The sequence below is a fragment of the Nocardioides flavus (ex Wang et al. 2016) genome (assembly GCF_014653115.1).
In the GTDB taxonomy this organism is placed as follows: Bacteria; Actinomycetota; Actinomycetes; order Propionibacteriales; family Nocardioidaceae; genus Nocardioides; species Nocardioides flavus.
In genome coordinates, this window is the sequence record NZ_BNAD01000006.1 from 39298 (window position 1) to 56675 (window position 17378).

The 17378-nt window shown below is 72.7% G+C and carries 17 protein-coding genes, 1 other RNA gene and 1 pseudogene; 9 read left to right on the forward strand and 10 right to left on the reverse strand.

Features of this window, described 5'->3' with window-relative positions; translation table 11 throughout:
• Positions 1 to 59: 59 nt before the first annotated feature.
• The 4 genes from IE200_RS12040 (at position 60) to IE200_RS12055 (ending at position 3743) form a co-directional block, all read left to right on the forward strand.
• Complete coding sequence (locus IE200_RS12040; RefSeq protein WP_229856445.1) at positions 60 to 1250, forward strand: MFS transporter; 1191 nt, start codon at positions 60 to 62, stop codon at positions 1248 to 1250.
• A 69-nt stretch (positions 1251 to 1319) separates the two neighbouring features.
• Complete coding sequence (locus IE200_RS12045) at positions 1320 to 2003, forward strand: excalibur calcium-binding domain-containing protein (RefSeq protein ID WP_191279733.1); 684 nt, start codon at positions 1320 to 1322, stop codon at positions 2001 to 2003.
• Between the two features lie 74 nt (positions 2004 to 2077).
• Complete coding sequence (locus tag IE200_RS12050; RefSeq protein WP_191279734.1) at positions 2078 to 2632, forward strand: SigE family RNA polymerase sigma factor; 555 nt, start codon at positions 2078 to 2080, stop codon at positions 2630 to 2632.
• Between the two features lies 1 nt (position 2633).
• Positions 2634 to 3743, forward strand: coding sequence for a hypothetical protein (locus IE200_RS12055; protein WP_191279735.1), 1110 nt, complete (start codon positions 2634 to 2636; stop codon positions 3741 to 3743).
• A 4-nt stretch (positions 3744 to 3747) separates the two neighbouring features.
• Here IE200_RS12055 and IE200_RS12060 read toward each other — a convergent pair whose 3' ends face one another.
• Positions 3748 to 4332, reverse strand: coding sequence for a GNAT family N-acetyltransferase (locus IE200_RS12060; protein ID WP_191279736.1), 585 nt, complete (start codon positions 4330 to 4332; stop codon positions 3748 to 3750).
• 28 nt (positions 4333 to 4360) lie between these two features.
• Between IE200_RS12060 and IE200_RS12065 the strand changes: the two genes are divergently transcribed.
• Positions 4361 to 5233, forward strand: a complete 873-nt coding sequence (locus tag IE200_RS12065; protein ID WP_191279737.1) for a cobalamin-binding protein — start codon at positions 4361 to 4363, stop codon at positions 5231 to 5233.
• A gap of 24 nt (positions 5234 to 5257) precedes the next feature.
• Here IE200_RS12065 and IE200_RS12070 read toward each other — a convergent pair whose 3' ends face one another.
• Positions 5258 to 5749, reverse strand: a complete 492-nt coding sequence (locus IE200_RS12070) for a GNAT family N-acetyltransferase (protein WP_191279738.1) — start codon at positions 5747 to 5749, stop codon at positions 5258 to 5260.
• 64 nt (positions 5750 to 5813) lie between these two features.
• On the opposite strand from IE200_RS12070, the gene IE200_RS12075 reads away from it, so the two are divergent.
• Both IE200_RS12075 and IE200_RS12080 read left to right on the forward strand, forming a co-directional pair.
• Positions 5814 to 7934, forward strand: a complete 2121-nt coding sequence (locus IE200_RS12075; RefSeq protein WP_191279739.1) for a glycosyltransferase — start codon at positions 5814 to 5816, stop codon at positions 7932 to 7934.
• 13 nt (positions 7935 to 7947) lie between these two features.
• Positions 7948 to 9234 (forward strand): nucleotide disphospho-sugar-binding domain-containing protein, encoded by a 1287-nt coding sequence (locus IE200_RS12080; RefSeq protein WP_191279740.1) that lies wholly within the window; start codon positions 7948 to 7950, stop codon positions 9232 to 9234.
• Between the two features lie 11 nt (positions 9235 to 9245).
• Here the strand turns inward: IE200_RS12080 and IE200_RS12085 are convergent, their stop codons facing one another.
• Positions 9246 to 9944 carry a type 1 glutamine amidotransferase domain-containing protein gene (locus tag IE200_RS12085; RefSeq protein WP_191279741.1) on the reverse strand — a complete coding sequence of 233 codons (699 nt, stop codon included), beginning with the start codon at positions 9942 to 9944 and terminating at the stop codon, positions 9246 to 9248.
• A 77-nt stretch (positions 9945 to 10021) separates the two neighbouring features.
• Between IE200_RS12085 and IE200_RS12090 the strand changes: the two genes are divergently transcribed.
• Complete coding sequence (locus IE200_RS12090; RefSeq protein ID WP_191279742.1) at positions 10022 to 10468, forward strand: hypothetical protein; 447 nt, start codon at positions 10022 to 10024, stop codon at positions 10466 to 10468.
• On the forward strand, positions 10465 to 10719 hold the full coding sequence (locus IE200_RS12095; RefSeq protein WP_191279743.1) for a hypothetical protein: 255 nt from the start codon (positions 10465 to 10467) through the stop codon (positions 10717 to 10719). Before IE200_RS12090 ends, IE200_RS12095 begins: the two co-directional genes overlap by 4 nt.
• Before the next feature lie 48 nt (positions 10720 to 10767).
• On the opposite strand, the pseudogene IE200_RS21205 reads toward IE200_RS12095, so the two are convergent.
• The 7 genes and pseudogenes from IE200_RS21205 to IE200_RS12125 form a co-directional block, all read right to left on the reverse strand.
• Positions 10768 to 10902, reverse strand: a pseudogene (locus tag IE200_RS21205) (hypothetical protein); the annotation flags it as partial.
• Positions 10903 to 10918: 16 nt separating this feature from the next.
• Positions 10919 to 12316 (reverse strand): calcium-binding protein, encoded by a 1398-nt coding sequence (locus IE200_RS12100; protein WP_191279744.1) that lies wholly within the window; start codon positions 12314 to 12316, stop codon positions 10919 to 10921.
• Positions 12317 to 12437: 121 nt separating this feature from the next.
• Positions 12438 to 12808: a transfer-messenger RNA gene (ssrA, locus tag IE200_RS12105) on the reverse strand.
• A gap of 81 nt (positions 12809 to 12889) precedes the next feature.
• Entirely contained in the window at positions 12890 to 14680 is a 1791-nt protein-coding gene (locus tag IE200_RS12110; RefSeq protein WP_191279745.1) for a hemolysin family protein, read from the reverse strand.
• Between the two features lie 33 nt (positions 14681 to 14713).
• Complete coding sequence (locus tag IE200_RS12115) at positions 14714 to 15595, reverse strand: amidohydrolase family protein (RefSeq protein WP_229856447.1); 882 nt, start codon at positions 15593 to 15595, stop codon at positions 14714 to 14716.
• Between the two features lie 8 nt (positions 15596 to 15603).
• Positions 15604 to 16083 (reverse strand): SsrA-binding protein SmpB, encoded by a 480-nt coding sequence (gene smpB / locus IE200_RS12120; RefSeq protein WP_191279746.1) that lies wholly within the window; start codon positions 16081 to 16083, stop codon positions 15604 to 15606.
• 50 nt (positions 16084 to 16133) lie between these two features.
• On the reverse strand, positions 16134 to 17363 hold the full coding sequence (locus IE200_RS12125; RefSeq protein ID WP_191279747.1) for a M23 family metallopeptidase: 1230 nt from the start codon (positions 17361 to 17363) through the stop codon (positions 16134 to 16136).
• Between the last annotated feature and the right edge of the window lie 15 nt (positions 17364 to 17378).

A 17378-nucleotide genomic window follows, 5' to 3' on the forward strand; every position in this document is an offset into this window, starting at 1 on the left:
CGGAAGGCGGACGCTCGATCGTGGCCACCCTTGTGAGGACCAACCAACTCCCAGCCTCCGTGTTCTGGCGCTATTGGACCGCCAAGACCACCAGCCAGGCCGGCAGTGCCCTGACGTCAGTCGCATTGCCGTTGACCGCCCTCGTCCTCCTCGACGCCAGCGCGCTCGAGGTGGGGATCCTGGTCGCCGCCGGGGACCTCGGCTGGCTGCTGCTCACCCTGCCCGCCGGCGCCCTGGCCACCCACCTGCCACTGCGTGGGCTGCAGGCAAGCGTCGACTTCGTCCGCGCGGGCGCCCTGCTCACTCCTGCGATCCTGTGGCCACTCGGCTGGCTAACCATGCCGACGCTCTTCGCCGTCGCTCTCACAGTCAGCTTCGCCAACGTCTTCGCCTTCGTCGCCAACACCACCTACATCCCCCACGTGGTGCCTCGCGAGCAGCTCAACTCACGCAACTCCCTGATGAGCGGCACCCACGCCCTCACCCAGCTCGGCGGGCCGCCCGTCGCGGGCGTGGTGGTGCAGTGGCTCGGCGCTCCGATCGCGTTGCTCATCGATGCCGTGAGCTACGTCGTCTCGGGCGCGCTGATGTGGACCCTCCCCCGGGCCGAGCGTCCGCAGGTGGCTCGCTCTCCGATGCTGACTCAGATCCGCGAGGGTTGGCGCTACGTCGTCGCGCACCCGGTGATGCGGCCGATGATGATCGACGCGGCGGCCACCAACTTCGCGTGCGGCATGTTGTTGACGCTGACCCCGCTCTATCTCATCCGCGATCTCGGCGCCTCCCCGACGGCGTACGGGGTGGTGCTGGCCAGTGAAGGACTCGGCGCACTGGTCGGAGCAACCTTCGGACCTCGGCTGGGGCGCAGGTTCGGGACAGGGCGGATGCTGCTCGCCGCCGCGGTGCTGTCGGTTCCCTCGGTACTGCTCATGCCTCTGGGTCACGATCTCCTCGGCATGGCGGCGTTCGCGCTGGGCAACGCACTGTTCGCCTTCTTCACGGTGATCCTGTCGGTGGTGACGCGCACCTACCGCCAGCAGGAGAGCCCACCCCACCTGCTCGCTCGGGTGATGGCCACGGTGCGCTTCGTCTCGTGGGGTGTCATCCCACTCGGAGGCCTCCTTGCGGGATGGGTGGCGCAGGGCACCAGCGCGCGCGATGCCTTGTGGTTGTTGGCAGTCGTGGTCGCCGTGTCGCCAGTCGTGCTCTTCGCCAGCCCCCTGCGAGACCGCCGCGAGATCCTGGACTGAGCGGGCCTTCTGCCGCCCACCTGACGCGTTCCGCCCACGCACGCGCCGGCCAGGTGTGACCCTTGCGGCATGCACACGCTCGTCCGCCTGCTCGCGCTCGCCGTCGTCGGACTCGGCCTCACGTCCATGACGCAGGCATCCGCGTCGGCTTTCTACGACCGCGACTGCGGCGACTTCGCGAGCCAGGCCGCCGCGCAGAACTTCTTCCTGCAGGCCGGCGCGGGCGACCCGCACAGGCTGGACGACGACGGGGACGGCGTGGCGTGCGAGTCCAACCCGTGCCCGTGCATCGGTCGCGGCAGCACCGCGCCGCAGCAGTTCGCCACCACCCAGACCCAGCAGGTCTTCCGCGAGACCGGCAACGTCGTGCGCGTCACCGACGGCGACACGCTCCGGGTGCGGCTGCGCAGTGGCGCCCACGTCTCCGTACGCATGCTGGGGATCGACACGCCCGAGCGCGGACGCTGCGGCGCCGACGCCGCGACCGCCAACCTCCGCAGGCTCGCGCCCGTCGGATCGACCGTGCACCTCGTCTCGGACCGGACCCAGGCCGCGAAGGACCGGTACGGCCGGCTCCTGCGCTACGTCAAGCGCGAGGGCGGCTTCGCGGACCTGTCCTACCGGCAGGCGTGGAGCGGATTCACCAAGCCCTACGTCTACGGCGGCACACCGGTCGCCCGGCACGGCACGTACGTCCGCGCGATCCGTGCGGCTCGCGCCCAGCAGCGCGGTGCATGGAACTCCTGCTGGTGAGGCAACCTTCCGCGCGCGCCGGGAGTCAGGAGGAGTGACACGGCACCACGGGGGTGCAGAGTGAGGGGGTGGGCATGTTCTCGACGACCGGCACGCAGGTGCCATCGTTCGAGGAGTACGCCGCCGTCTCCTGGCCGACGCTCTACCGCAGCGCCTACCTGCTGGCCGGCAACCACGCCGACGCCGAGGACCTCGCGCAGCAGACGCTGATCAAGGCCCACCGCGCGTGGTCCAGGGTGAGCGCCTCGGACTCGGTGAACGCCTACGTGCGCCGGATCCTCACCAACACGTTCCTCGACTCCAGGCGCCCCAGGGCGCGCCGGCTGGAGCTGCTGACGGACGAGCTCCCGGAGCGAGGCGGACCGACCGGCGCGACCGGGAGCACGGCCGGCACACCGGGGACCTCCGACGATCGGATGGCGCTGTGGCCGCACGTCAGGGAGCTCCCGCCGCAGCAGCGCGCGGTCATCGTGCTGCGCTACTTCGAGGACCTGAGCGAGGCCGAGATCGCCGACACGCTCGGCTGCTCGCGCGGCACCGTGAAGTCCACGGCCCACCGCGCCCTCAAGAGGCTCAGGGCCGCGCTCGACGACCAGGACAGACCGGCGACCGAGAGGAAGGAGGCCTGACGTGCACGAGGACATCGAGAGGATCCTGACCAGTGAGCTGCGTCAGGTCGCCGACGGCGTGGAGGTCCCTCCCCTGCCGGAGCTGCCGTCCGGGCGGCCGTCGCGGTTCGTCTGGCCGCCGCTGCTGGCCGTCGCCGCCGCCGTGGTGCTGATCGCGCTGGTCGTCCTGGTGGGCGGCCCGTCCGACCGGGGCACCCTGCCCCAGCCGGCCCCCCAGCCGGCCCCGCAGCCGACCGAGGTGGAGCAGGTGCCCACGGGACAGCCCCGGGTGCCGTACGTGCTCGACCGGGTGGCGTACGTGGGCGACGACTCGTTCCCCGGTTTCGACGCGATCGACGGGACCAGCGAGGGCTGGCTGGCGGTGGCGCCGCCGTTCACGTGGTCGTGGGGCAACGGCGGGCAGCCCGACGCGCTGGACGTCGCCACCGAGCAGCCGCCCGTCGTGTCCCCCAACGGCGAGTACGTCGCCTACATCTCCACCGAGGGCGAGATGAATGGCTTCCAGACCGCGCCGGACGGCGAAGGGATGGGCCTGCCCGTGCCGGTCCCCGTCCGCGACGACGACGGGGTGGGCACCCGCATCGGGGCCGTCACCGACGACGGCTGGGTGATCGCCAGCGGTCGGGGCGTCGGCGTCCTGTGGCGCCCCTTCGACGGCGCCGAGCCGCTCGACCTGACGCGGACCGCACCCGATCAGGTCGTGTGGCGGGCGACGAGCGCCGGGCTGGTCGTCGTCGACGGGTCCGACGGCGCCCGAGACCCCGGGGACGGCCGGGTCTACCTCGCGGACGTGACGGCAGACGGGGAGCTGGTCCCGATCGCGGACCTGCCGAGCTTCGGGATCGTGGACGTCTCCGAGGAGTGGGTGGCGTGGGTGCCCCTCGAGCAGGTCGGGGGTGAGGTGGCCACCCTCGCCGAGATCCTGGTGCGCGACCTCTCCGGTGGGCGCGAGGGCGTGCTGGCGCCTCCGCAGGGATGGCGCTTCGTCAACACCGACTTCACCTTCGAGGACGACCAGCTCCTCGTCGCCAGGGTCACCGACGGGCAGCAGGAACGGATGGTGCGATGCAGCCCCGCCCTGCAGGAGTGCGTCCCGCTCGACGCTCCCTGAGCCGTCAGGCCAGCCGTCGACGCACCACGCGGCGCCGCAGGGTGGGCGAGGCCGCCACCTCGTAGCCCGCCTCGAGGAAGACCTGCACCAGCCCCACCGACGCCTCGTCCCAGATGACCGTCTTCCCGGGCGGCGGCTCGATCGGGTAGCCCTCCAGCACCCGGGCGCCGACCTGCTCGCCGTACGCCACGGTGGCGTGCGCCAGCTCGTAGGTCAGACCGGCCTTGCGCCAGCCCGGGCGCACCACGAAGCACGTCACGGACCAGACGCCCTCGAGCTCGGGGTCCATCCGCATCCACGGCTGCTTGCGGCTCCAGATGCGGGGGTAGTTCTCCCGGGGCTCGACCGCCACCCAGCCGGCCGCCTCGCCGTCGACGTAGCCGATCAGGCCGGACGTCGGCCCGTCGGTGCCGCAGGCGGTCTGCTCCAGCAGCGCGACGTCGCGCTGCTCCTGGGTGGTGTCGCGCCAGATCCAGCCGGGGACCTTGAGTCCCTGGCACCGGCACTTGCGGGCGCCACCCGTGGCGAACACGGCCTCGACGCCCTCGACCGACGCCTGGTTGGCCGGGAGCCACGTGAAGTCGGGCATGCCACGACACTAGTTCTAGGCTCGCCGGATGCGCATCGTCTCGCTCATCCCGTCCGCCACCGAGATCCTGTTCGCCGTCGGTGCGGGCGACGACGTGGTGGGCGTGACGTTCGAGTGCGACCACCCCGCCGAGGCCCGTGAGCGCCGCGTCGTGTCGACGTCGGCCATGCCGGAGGGGCTGACCCCGCGCGAGATCGACGACTTCGTGGCTGCGGCGATGGCCGCCGGCGAGGACCTCTACCGCCTCGACGCGGGCGCGCTCACCGATCTGGACGCGGACCTCGTCGTCACCCAGGACCTCTGCGCGGTCTGCGCGATCGACGTCGGCACCGTCGACGACGCGCTGCGCCACCTCGGCTGCCGCGCCGAGGTGGCGACCGTCGACCCGCACACGCTCGACGACGTGCTCGCGTCGGTCACCGACATCGGCCGGCTCACCGGACGGGCCGAGCAGGCCGCCGCCCTCGTGGCGTCGCTCGAGGAGCGGCTCGCGACCGTGGCCGAGCTGGTGGCCGGTCGCGCGCGGCCGCGGGTGCTGGTGCTGGAGTGGACCGACCCGCCGTTCGCCCCCGGGCACTGGATCCCCGAGATGGTGACCCGTGCCGGCGGCGAACCGACGCTCGGCACCGCGGGCGCGAAGTCCGTGCGGGTCACGTGGGAGGACGCCGTCGGCTCCGCCCCGGACGTCGTCGTCTGCGCCCCGTGCGGCTTCGACCTCGAGGGTGCGGCCGCGCTCGCGCAGGACGTACGGCACCGCTTCCCCGGCGTGCCGGTGTGGGCCGTCGACGCCGACGGGCACTTCGCCCGCCCGGGGCCGCGGCTCGTCGACGGGGTCGAGGTGCTCGCCGGGATCCTGCACCCCGACGCGGTCGAGGCCTCGCCGCACTGCCGGCGCGTCTGACGAGACGGACCGCGACGAGGGCCGTCAGCGGCTCTCGTCGCGGACCAGGACATCGAACGGCCGGCCGTCGCGGCTGGCCTCGAACGACCCGACCACCTCGAAGCCGAGCGACTCGACCGTGCGCCGCGCGCGCACGTTGAAGGACGCCACGGTCACCCGGAAGGCGGTCGGCGCGAAACGTCCACGGCCGTACGCGAGCCCGGCGGCGATGGCCGCCCGGCCCAGGCCCTGCCCGGTCAGCGACGGACGCAGCCCTCCTCCGGTGTCGAGCGCCGAGTCGTCGTACGCCCAGCCCGGCACCCGACCGTCCGGACCGAACGAGCGGAAGCCGATCAGGTCGTCCCCCGCCAGGACCGCGTGGAAGCCGAGCTCCGGGTCGAGCAGCTCGTCCGGGTCGGCGCCCGCCATGTCGTAGACGTCGTAGGGCGTGTCGTAGCGCCACGTCGCGACGTCCTCGGCGTGCGCCCTGGTCAGCGCGGCGATCCGGATGGAGCCGGGGTCGACGGGGCTGGTCACCGACGCAGGCTCTCACACCCCGGGCCGGGGCAATCCGATCCGGTGTCGGCTCCGAACCCGCGACATGACCCAGTCCCTCCGACGCGCGCTCGACGAGGTCCGGCAGGCTCCGCTCGTGGTGGACGTGCTGCGCAGCGGGGACCGCCTCGCGGCCGCCGCCGCGCGCGAGAGCGGCCCGGAACCGGTGCGGCTGCTCACCGCCGCCATCCACGACCGCGACGAGCTGACGGCGGTGGCGGCCGTGCACGCCCTGGCCCAGGTGTTCGACGACGGGGCCGACGCCGCCCTGTCCGAGCTGCTGTCGCACCCCCGGCAGTTCGTGCGCGAGCACGCGAGCTGGGCACTCGGCACCAGGCTGCCCCGTCTCGGGGCGATCGGCCGGCTCGTCGAGGTGGTGGTGGACGGAGGGTTCTCCGGCGTCCTCGCCCAGCGCACGCTCGCCCGGTGGGCTACCTCTGCGCCCGACCAGGTCGCGTCCGCGATCGAGGTTGCGCTCACCGATGCGGTCGCTGGCACGACCCGCAGCAGGCTGGTCGAGACCCTCGGCCTGGTGCCGGGCCCGGTCGCCGGCCGCGCGCTGCTCGGGCTCGCCGCCGAGGACGACGAGCACCCGGCCGTACGGCTGGCCGCGGTCGCCGCACTGGGTGACCGCCCGGACGACGACGACACGGTGGCACTGGTCCGTCGCCTCGCCACGGCCGACGGCGAGCTAGGAGCCGTCTCCCGCCTCGCCGCAATCGACCTGGGCATCGACGACGCAGGAAGCGGCGAGGACCGGGCCGGCCTGACGGTCGCCCAGCTCTTCCTGCACGCCGACATCGACCGTGACCTCAGCCGCGCCGGCGCCGGCGACAACGGCGGCGTGGCCACGCTCCTGGTCCGGCTGGGTGACGCACTGGCGGCCGGGCCCGACGTCGCCCGCGTGCTGACGCTCTCCCGCGGCACCCCGCAGGCCGCACTGGACGCGTTGCAGGCCCCGTCCAGGGCCGAGGAACACCTCCTCACCCCGGTGCCCCTGCTCCCCGAGGCCGTCTCGGCCGCGCAGGCCTGGCCGTCGCGGGTCGCGGCGCAGCGCGGGATCCGTCGCGTGCTGAGGACGCACCGACCCGACGTGCTGCACCTGCGGATGGCCGAGGTGGGCAGCCTGGCCGCGGCCGAGGTGGCCCGCGAGCTGGGGATCCCGGTCGTGTTCACCCTCGCCCCCGACCCGCACGCCGTCATCCATGCTCTGGACATGACCGGCGGACTGCACCGGGGCAACTTCGGCGCCGCGGACGAGCGCGAGCACTACTGGTTCCGGGCCCGTCTGGTGCAGCGCCTGGCCGAGGACGCGGCCCACGTCGTCCTGTTCCCGCGCCCCGAGCTGCAGCACGACATGCGCGAGCTGCTCGGCCTCGACGTGGCCGGGCAGCCCGACCGCTACACCGTGGTGCCGGAGGGCGTGGACCTGGGGGTCAGCGCTGCTGCTGCCGCCGAGCTGGAACGGCCCGGCGCACCCGGGCCGGCCCTGGCCGAGCTCGACGCGCTCGTCGCCGCCCTGCCCGAGCGCCGCAGGAGCCTGCCGCTGGCCATCAGCGTGGGGCGGCTGCACCGGGTCAAGGGGATGGCGACCCTGGTCGAGGCGTGGGCCAGTGATCCCGCGCTCGTCGAGCGCTGCAACCTGGTGATCGTCGGCGGCGACCTGGCCGACCCCTCCCCGGACGAGCGCGAGCAGCTCGAGCGGGTCGACGAGGTTCTGGCGCGGTTCCCCGCAGCCGCCGATGGCCTGCTGATGCCCGGGCACCGTCCCAACGACGTGGTGGCGGTGTGGCTGGCGGCCGCGCGGGCGGGCAGGCCGGACGGCAACGGGCCGAACGGCGTGTACGTGTGCAGCAGCCTCAAGGAGGAGTTCGGCCTGGCGCTGCTCGAGGCCCTGGCCTCCGGGCTCGTGGTGGTGGGACCGGCGGCCGGCGGACCGGCGACCTACATCGAGGACGGGGTGACCGGCGTGCTCGTCGACACCCGCCGGCCGGACGAGGTGGCGCGTGCGGTGCGGGCTGCGTTCGACCTCGCGACCGCGCCGGGCCAGGCCGAGCGGGTCGATCGCGCGCTGGAGCGGGTCCGGGCCGACTTCACCGTGCAGGCCATGGCCGACCGGCTGAGCTCGATCTACGCCGGCGCCGTCCGTACGGCGGGCCGCTCGTGACACGGTTGCCCGCATGACGCTGCTGGTGATCAGTCCCGACTACGCCTCGCACCTGCTGCCGCTGGCGACCCTCGCGACGGCGTGGCAGGACGCCGGGGAGCGGGTCGTGGTGGCGACCGGACCGGCGACCGCGAGCATCGTCGCGGGCTTCGGGTTCGACCGTGCCGACCTGGTGCTGGGCCGCGGTTCGAACCCCGGTGTCATCCGGGCCGAGCACCAGCCGCCCGGCGAGGACGACGCGCTGCGGGGGTTCTTCGACGCCACCCGGCACGGCATGGTGGCGACCCTGCGCTACCAGGCCGAGGCCCGGCGCGCCGACCTGCTGTGGGAGCCGGTCGACCGGGCCCGAGCCGTCCTGGACGTCATCGACCGGGTGCAGCCCGACCAGGTGGTCGTCGACCACCTGGCGTTCAGCGCCCGCATCGCGCTGGCCGCCGCAGGGGTCCCCCACGCCGACGTGGTGCTCGGCCACCCGTCCGCGCTGCCGGTCGGCGACGAGGTGTACGGCTACCCGACCGCGTGGCCGGCCGCCTTCACCGCACCTGAGGCCGAGCTCGCCGCCCTGCACCGGCTGTGCCGCGACGTCCGTGACGCCTTCACCGACGAGTGGAACGCCGCCCTGCGCGCGCTCGCACCCGGTGCGGCGTCGTCGGCGGACGCGTTCGCCGAGCACGGTGACCTGCTGATGCTGAACTACCCGGCCGCCCTGCACGACCCCGCCCGTACGGAGCTGCTGCCGCCGCACGCGTTCCTGGGCTCCGCCGTGCGGGGCGAACCGGCGACCGACGACGTCCAGGACTGGCTCGCGGCCGACGACAGGCCGATCGCCTACGTCAGCTTCGGCAGCTTCCTCTCGGCGCGCGGGGACGTGCTGGCGACGGTGCTGGAGGCGCTGCGCCCGCTCGGGCTCCGGGTCGCGGTGGCGACCGGATCCGCCACCGGCCTGCCGGACGTACCGCCGGACTGGCTGGTGCGGTCCTACCTGCCGCAGGTCGCCCTGCTCGACCGCGCGGCGGTCGCGGTCACGCACGGCGGCAACAACAGCGTGACCGAGGCGCTCACCGCCGGGGTGCCGATGGTGGTGCTGCCGTTCTCCACCGACCAGTTCGCCGGAGCGGCGGCGATCGAAGCGGCCGGGCTGGGGGCAGCGCTCGACCCCAACGCGGCCACGCCCGCGGAGCTGACGGACGCCGTGCGCCGCGTCCTGGACGGCACTGCCCCGCAGCTGGCGCGGGCGATCGGCGCGAAGCTGCACCGGGTGCCGGGTCGCGACGTGGCGCGCGCAGCGATGCTCGGGTGAGGGGGGCGTCGTCAGGCGGTGAGCAGTCCGACGACCTTCTGTGCGGCCTCAGTGCTGGACGCCGGGTTCTGGCCGGTCACCAGCTTGTCGTCGACGACCACGAAGGGTGCCCACGCCTCCCCCGAGGAGAACGTCGCGCCGGCCTCGCGCAGGCGGGACTCCAGCAGCCAGGGCGCCTTGTCGGCGAGACCGGCCTGCTCCTCCTCCGCGTCGGTGAAGGCCGTCAGGTTGCGCCCGGCGAACAGCCAGGAGCCGTCGTCGCGCCGCGCCGGCAGGAGGGCTGCGGGGCCGTGGCAGACCGAGGAGACGACCTTGCCGCCGTCGATCATGCTCACGAGGACGCGGCCGAGGTCCTCGCTGACGGCGAGGTCCTCCATCGGACCGTGGCCACCGGGTACGAAGACGGCGTCGTAGGAGTCGAGGTCGACGTCGGCCAGGACCAGCGTCGAGGCGAGCCGGTCCGCGAGGGCGTCGAGGGCCCTGCGCTGCTTGGCCGACTCCTCCTCACCGATGGTGCCCGGGTCCAGGCTGCCCTCGTCCACGACGGGCGTCGTGCCACCGGGGCTGGCGAGGTCGACGTCGATCCCCGCGTCGGAGAACACCTCCATGGGGGCCAGCAGCTCCTCGGCCCAGAAGCCGGTCGGGTGCTTGGTCCCGTCGTTGAGGGTCCAGTGGTCGGAACCGGTCAGGACGATCAAGATCTTCGGCACGTGAGTACTCCTCGAGCTCGGGGTGTGAGCGCCGTACGACGCTCGCCACGACGCTACCCACGGACACCATGAGGGCCATGACGATGCCGCACATGACCACTCCGGCTCGTGACCGGCTCGTGTCCGGCGCCCTGCTGGTCCTCGCTCTCCCGCTCGTCGCGGCCGCGACGTTCATGGGGCTGGTCTGGCTCGGTCCGCTCGGCGTCGTCATCACGCCGGCGGCCGTCGTCGCGGCGGTCATGCTCTACTGGCTCACGGTCCGCTCGACGCACTCCTCGACGACGCGCGCCGTCGTACGCGAGGTCGGGGCCGCGGCGCTCGCGGTCGCCTCCGGCTTCGCTGCCCGGGTGGCGTGCTACGTCCTCGGCGTGCTGGCCGGCGTGATGCCGTTCATCACCTATCGCGAGGAGGGATACCCGTTGATGGAGGAGTGGAAGGCGGGCAGCCTCCTGGTCGCGATCGCGACGGTGCCGCTGATGTTCCTGCTGCTGCGTCGCTGGGCCGACGACCGGTCGGCAGGATGAGCGCCGCAGGGGAGGTGGGTCGTGCCCTAGGCGCGGCCATCGGGGCCGTCGTCGTGGGGACCACGGTCTGGCTCGTCGCAGTGCTCATCGGGGTCTCCGCCGACGTCATCGGCGTCGTCTTCCACCGTCCCGAGGACTACCCGTTCTCGGGGGCCTGGATGATCGGCAGCGCGTTGCTGGGCGCCGTGGCCGCCGGTGCCGTGCTGTGGCGGGCCGGCCTGATGCGACAGGCGGACCCGGCCGAGTCCTGAGTAGAAGCGGTGCGCCTCGGGAAGCTGCTGGTCGCTCGTGAGCTGCAACAGCGCACAGCCACGGCGCTCGGCCTCTCCCCTCGCCCACGTGAAGAGGGCCCGACCCAGACTGCTGTTGCGCAGGTCGGCGTGGACCCGCACTGCTTCGACTGTGCTCGCAGGCGCCGCGCCGTGCGCGTGCATCGCGCACGCTGGGCACTCACGATCTCGACACCGATCCTGACCGCCGCAGCTCGCAGGACCTGAGCCGCTCGCCGCGCAGGCACACGTCGTCCCCAGATCCACCCTCGAGCCGGTCACGACCTGGACCACCGTCAAGGTGGTCGCTACCCGACCCGCCGCGCAGCCAGTCGTTCCCGCCACGACCGAACGCACGCACCCGACCTTCGATCCAGCCCAGGTCGAGGTCGTCACTACCGGACGTGCCGTACCACGTGATGTCGAGAGTGACGGCGATGCCGGCAGGGGCGAACTCTTCGAGGGAGACGAAGTGCACCAGCGCCGGACTCCCCGGGACCCGAACCGTTCCGGTGGGACTACCGACGACGAGATGACTCTCGTGCGGGGCGACTTCGAGGGAGAGCTCGATGGCCAACGTGTCGCGGCCCGCACCGCCCGCGGCCCGCACCCGGTCGGCGCGCGATCCGATCCTGGGGGAGAGCTTGTCAGCGCCCCGGCCGCCCTCGATGAGTGCGCGTCCGCCGGCTCGGATGAAGTCGACGCCGGCACCGCCGGACACCCTCGAGCCGGCTGCCTCGTCCAGGGACACCTGATCACGCCCTAGCCCGGCGAAGACGCGGTCACTGCCGTGACCGGCGACGATCTCGTCGCCGCCAGGTCCTCCCACCACCACGTCGTCCCCCGGAGCGGTCACGTCACCCGACGTCCCGTCGAGGTCGGTCTTGACCGCGTCGTTGCCCCCTCGAGCATCGACGAGGTCGTCACCACCGCCGGCAGCGATCCAGTCGTGCTTGTCACTGCCCAGTAGGACGTCATCGTGGGCCGAACCCACGATCCCCGCACCGTAGGCGATCGTGTCGGTGCCCTCACCCTTCGCCGTGCCGGCCTCCAGGTCGACTGTGACCGCGCCCACGGAGTTGAGGTAGGACACCCGGTCCCACCTCTGCCATGGGCCGTCCGCCGGATCGAGGTCGTCGCTCTGCATGTCGTAGCCGAGGTCGACGTAGTCGTTGCCCGGGCCGGGCTCGATCAGGTCGCCTTCGTAGCCCTCGTCGGGCTCGTACTGCTCGTCGAGACCACCGAAGAGGCGGTCGCGTCCGCTACCGCCCAGCAGGTGGTCGTCACCCTTCAAGCCACAGATCGTGTCGTCGCCGCCAGCTCCATCGATGGTGTCCGGCCACGCGGTGCCGACGATGACGTCGTCTCCGGGCGTCCCGGTCACCGGCTCCGTACGGAATCTGCCCGGCGCAGGCGGTGGAACGACGATCGTCGCGACCTTCCCGTCGCAGGTCTCCGCAACGTCGGTGGCTGCCACCGCCGCCGGGGGTGTGAGAGCGGCGGCGAGCAACAGGGCCGTGGCGGCCCTGGATGCGTGGGAGACGTCCATCAGCGCTCCGTCGAAGATCGATTGCGACACCTCGACGCTAGGGCTGACCCGGCGGCGCGGGTAGGGCCGCAAGACCCCTTGGCCGACTGGCCCTGACGCACGAGAGCCGCCCCGACGTCGTCGGGGCGGCTCTCGCCAAGAGGGCTGTGCGCAGTGGAGCTGCGGGGAATCGAACCCCGGTCCTCGAGCGCCGATCCAGGTCTTCTCCGGGTGCAGTCAGTGCTGTCGCTTTTCTCGGCCCCGGTGCTCCCACAGACAGGTCACCGACAGGCTCAGTCAGGATTGAGTCCCGGCCGCCCCTCCTGACAGAGAGCGACCAGCAAGTCTCCTAGATGAGGCCTGGATCCGGGACGGAGACGGGTGCCCGGTCAGACCCTTCGATCACTGCTCAGGCAGCGAGAGCGAAGTCGTTGCGATTGGTGTTGGCAACTATGGATTTCCAGCGGTCGTTTACGAGATGACGCTGGCTTCTCGACCCGCTTCCCCTGGAACTAACGTCCCAAGTCGAAACCGATCAGCCCCTCTTGTGTTGTCAAGCAGGCCCCACCGTCGAGCAAGCCCTGCGGTTGCAGCCTACTGGTCCCAACCGACGACCGGCCAACGCTATTCCGGGCGGTCGTCGTCCGACAGGCTCGGACGCAGCGGGTCGGCGTGCCACTCGCCGTCGTCGAGGCGCCAGACCTGGCTGTCCGACCCGGCCTCGAGCCCGGACGGGGGCGGGCTCCGGTCGTAGTCCAGACCGGCCGCGGTGACGGCCTTGGAGTGGCGCGTCCACGCCGAGCGGTACGCCTGCTCGACCTCCGCCTTCTCCTCCGGGGTCGCGCCGGGCGGGTTGACCATGTGCTCGTCGGGTGCGGCCGGCTCGGCGTGCTCGACCTGGCCGGCCGGGGTGATCGCGATCATCCGCTCGTTGGTCATCCGGTGACCGGCCCGTACGAGCAGCGACCCGTCCTCGCGCCACCGGAACCGCACCGACCACCCGTGTCCCGACAGGTGGCCGTCGCGGTGCCCGGCGGCGGCCTGGTCAGGGAGGAACAGGCCCCACGTGGAGAAGTAGTCGGCGAAGGCGACCTGCTGCGGCGTCTGGCCGGCCGCCTCACCGTCGCCGGAGTCGGCGTCCTCGGCTGCGGGGACCGCCTCGTGGAGGCGTACGCGCATGATGCGGTGGCCGTCGAGCTCGACCACCTCGAGCGGGCGGCCCCCGACGATGATGCGGTCACCGAGCTCGGCCATCCGGGCGAGCCGGTGCAGGACGTAGCCCGCGACGGTCTCGTAGGGCCCGTCCTCGAGCTCGACGCCGGTGCGCTCGCGGAAGTCCTCGATCGTCAGGCCGGCGTCGACGGTCGTCGGGTCGGCGGCGGCCGCGATCTCGGCGTCGGTGTCGTACTCGTCGTGGATCTCGCCGACCAGCTCCTCCATCAGGTCCTCGAGCGTGACGATGCCGTCAGTGCCGCCGTACTCGTCGACGACGAGCGCGATGTGCGCGCCGAGGCTGCGCAGCTGGTCGATCGAGGGCAGCACCCGGTTGGTGCGCGGGAGGACCGGCAGGTCGCGGGTGATGTCGGCGACGGTGGTCGAGCGGTCGTCGGCGCGCCCCAGCACGTCGCGCAGGTGCAGGTAGCCGAGGACCTCGTCGAAGGACTCCCCGGTGACCGGGTAGCGGGTGTAGGGCTGGTCGACGATGACGGCGACCGCCTCGGCGAGGGTCAGGTCGCCGCGCAGGAAGACGACGTCGCCGCGGGGCTTCATCACCTCGCTGAGCGACCGGTCGCCGGCCTCGAAGACCTCGTCGACCAGCCGGCGCTCGCCCTCGGGGATGTCCTCGTGGCCCGAGATCATCATCCGCAGCTCCTCCTCGTCGACCTCGTCGCCGGCGGCGTCGGGGTTGCCGCCGAGGAGGCGGACGAGCAGGTTGGTGGAGAGCGAGAGCAGCCAGATGACCGGCGTCATGACCCGTGCGAAGTGGCCCAGCGGCGGCGCGAAGAGCTTGGCGACGCCCACCGAGCGCTGGAGCGCCAGGCGCTTGGGCACCAGCTCGCCGAGGACCAGGGACAGGTACGACACGACGAGGGTCGTCACGACCAGGGAGATCGTCTCCGGGCCCGGCAGGCCGAGGCCCTCGAAGATCGGCGCGAAGGACGGCGCGAGCGTCGAGGCACCGAACGCGGCGGAGAAGAAGCCCGCGACCGTGACGCCGATCTGCACCGCGGAGAGGAAGCGGTTGGGGTCCCGGGCGAGCGAGGCGACGGCGTGCCCTCGGCCTCCCTCGGTGTCGAGCCGCTCGACCTGGCCCGAGCGCAGTGACACCAGCGCGATCTCGGTCGCGGCGAACACACCGCCCACCAGGATGAACGCGAGGACGAGCAGGACGTCGATGACGGTGCCGGCTTCCACGCCCGACAACCTACCGACCGGCCCCTCGGCCGGTCATGTCGAGGACGGCGCCCCCAGCAGGTCCGCCGGGTTGGTCCAGCACACCGCGCGCAGCCACTCCTCGCCCAGATCGAGACGCTCCAGCGCCTCCAGCTGCACGCCGTAGGCGTACGGGATGTTGGGGAAGTCACTGCCCAGGTGCACGTGGCCGGCCAGACCCAGGTCGCGCAGCCGCGGCAGGAGGTCGCGGGGGTAGGCGCCGCCCATCTCCTCGAAGAACGGCGTGAACGCCATCGTCGTGTCGAGCCCGACCCGCTCGTACGCCTCGGCCAGCGCGAGGAACTCGGCGTACTCCGGCGCACCGGCGTGCGCGATCACCAGCCGCAGCCGCGGGTGCCTCGCGAGCAGCTCGGCGACCGGCCCGGGCCCCGTGTGGTCGGTCGCGACGGGTCCGCTGCCGGCGTGCAGAACGACGGGTGTCCCGGCCTCGGCGACCACGCCCCACGCGCCGTCGAGCAGCGGGTCGGTGACGTCGAACGCGCCGACCTGCACGTGCACCTTCCACACCTGCACCGAGGCGGTGCGCGAGGTGACGTACGCCTCGACGCCGGGCTCGGGGAAGAAGGTGCCGCACACCGCGGCCTCGGGCACCCGCGCGGCGAACTCGGCGGCCCAGTCGTTGAGGAACTCGGCCATGTCGGGCCGGTGGGCGTAGGGCAGCGCGGTGAAGCGCCGCACGCCGAAGGAGCGCAGCGTCTCCACGAGCACCTCGTCGGTGTCGCGGTAGTGCAGCGGCCAGGGCCGTCCGATGAGCGGGCCCGCGGCGTCGAACTGCGCGCGGACCTTGGCCATCACCCGCGGCGGGAGGAAGTGGGTGTGCGCGTCGAGGAGGCCGGGGATCCCGAGCTCCTCGGCGAACGCACGCGGGTCACGCACCTGCGGGCTCAGTCCCGGTGTCCCTTGAGCCGCCGCTGGACGGCCTCGACCTTCTCGCGGTTGGCGGTGCGCTCGGCGAGCGTGTGGCGCTTGTCGTAGGACTTCTTGCCCTTGGCGAGCGCGATCTCGACCTTGGCGCGCCCGTCCTTGAAGTAGAGCGACAGCGGGACGAGCGTGTAGCCCTTGTCGGTGATCTTGCGCTCGATCTTGTCGATCTCGGAGCGGTTGAGCAGGAGCTTGCGGCGTCGCCGGGCCGCGTGGTTGGTCCACGTGCCCTGGCTGTACTCGGGGATGTGGACGCCGAGCAGCCACGCCTCGCCGTTGTCGATCTCGGCGAAGCCGTCGACCAGGGACGCGCGGCCCTGCCGCAGCGACTTCACCTCGGTGCCCATCAGGACCAGCCCGGCCTCCCAGGTGTCCTCGATGTGGTAGTCGTGGCGGGCCTTCTTGTTCTGCGCGACCATCTTCTGGCCCTGCTCCTTCGCCATCGCACCATCCTCTCAGGCGGGCCCAGCGACGTGCACGGAGGTTTGGTTGCTCAGAGCCAGTTCATCGGGTCGACGGCCTGGCCGTTGGCCATGACGGTGAAGTGCAGGTGGCAGCCCGTGGACCAGCCGGTGCTGCCCTCGAACCCGACGACCTGCCCCTCGGCGACCCGGTCCCCCACCCCGACGTTGTAGCCGCTGGCGTGGTTGTAGATCGTGGCGATGCCCTTGCCGCCCAGGACGCCGTGGTCGATGACGAGCCGGTGGCCGTACACGCCGCTGTAGTAGGAGGACACGACGCGTCCGGGCGCGGCGGCACGCAGCGGGGTGCCGCAGCCGCCGCCGAAGTCGACGCCGTCGTGCAGGCCCCAGTAGCGGTAGATCGGGTGGGTGCGGTAGCCGAACGGCGAGGTGACGTAGCCGTCGACCGGGTAGGCGAGCAGCCCCGGGCTCGGCGTGCCGGCCTGCGCGCGGGCCTGGGCCCGCTGGCGACGCAGCGCCGCGAGCGCCCGCTTGCGCAGCATCTCCTCGATGCGCTGCTGCTCGCGCTCGAGCTTGCGGAGCTTGGCGAGGTCCTTGGCACGGGCCTCACGGGCTCCGACCCGCGCGTCGCGGCGCTCGATGACGAGCGAGACGACCGAGTCCTTGGCCTCCTGCTGCTCGGCCTCGAGCTCCTGCATCAGGGCGAGGTGCTCGGCGGCCGCCTCGCGCTTGGCCGCGACCGCGTCGCGCGCCTCGGTGACCTGGTCCTCACGGACCTGCAGCAGGACCTCGGAGGCCTTGAGCTCGTCGTACTCCCGAGCCTCCTGCCCGACGACCACGTCGCGTACGCCGTCGCGCCGGGTGAGCTCCTCGGCGGACTCCGCGGCGAGCAGCGAGGAGAAGGCGATCAGCTCGGGGTCGCCCTCGGCGTACATGTCGGCGACGGTCTGCGCGACCTTCGTCCGCTGGGCGTCGCGGTCGACCCGCCCCTGGGCCAGCGCCGCCTCCGCGGCGGCGAGCTCCTCCTCCGCCGCGGTGAGCTCGGCCTGCATCTGCGCGTCGCGCTCCTGCGCCACCGCGACCTTGCCGCGCGCGGTCGCGAGCCGGGTCTTGGCGACCGTGAGCTGCTCCTGGGCGGCCTGGAGGCGTGCGGTGGCCCGGCTGAGCTGGGCGCTCGACTCGTCGAGGTCCTTGTTCGCGCCCTCGAGCTGGCGCTCGACCTTGTTCTTCTTGTCCTTGAGGTCGTCGGCATGAGCGGCGGACACGCCCAGGGCCATGACCGCGACGAGGGCTGCGGCCATGCGGCGGTGAGCGGT

Bases quoted from the DNA above. Each gene is read 5' to 3' on its own strand.
- IE200_RS12080 (WP_191279740.1), top strand. From the start codon at position 7,948: ATGACGCTGCTGGTGATCAGTCCCGACTACGCCTCGCACCTGCTGCCG.
- IE200_RS12075 (WP_191279739.1), top strand. From the start codon at position 5,814: ATGACCCAGTCCCTCCGACGCGCGCTCGACGAGGTCCGGCAGGCTCCG.
- IE200_RS12090 (WP_191279742.1), top strand. From the start codon at position 10,022: ATGACGATGCCGCACATGACCACTCCGGCTCGTGACCGGCTCGTGTCC.
- IE200_RS12045 (WP_191279733.1), top strand. From the start codon at position 1,320: ATGCACACGCTCGTCCGCCTGCTCGCGCTCGCCGTCGTCGGACTCGGC.
- IE200_RS12095 (WP_191279743.1), top strand. From the start codon at position 10,465: ATGAGCGCCGCAGGGGAGGTGGGTCGTGCCCTAGGCGCGGCCATCGGG.
- IE200_RS12060 (WP_191279736.1), bottom strand. From the start codon at position 4,332: ATGCCCGACTTCACGTGGCTCCCGGCCAACCAGGCGTCGGTCGAGGGC.
- IE200_RS12050 (WP_191279734.1), top strand. From the start codon at position 2,078: ATGTTCTCGACGACCGGCACGCAGGTGCCATCGTTCGAGGAGTACGCC.
- IE200_RS12065 (WP_191279737.1), top strand. From the start codon at position 4,361: ATGCGCATCGTCTCGCTCATCCCGTCCGCCACCGAGATCCTGTTCGCC.
- smpB (WP_191279746.1), bottom strand. From the start codon at position 16,083: ATGGCGAAGGAGCAGGGCCAGAAGATGGTCGCGCAGAACAAGAAGGCC.
- IE200_RS12125 (WP_191279747.1), bottom strand. From the start codon at position 17,363: ATGGCCGCAGCCCTCGTCGCGGTCATGGCCCTGGGCGTGTCCGCCGCT.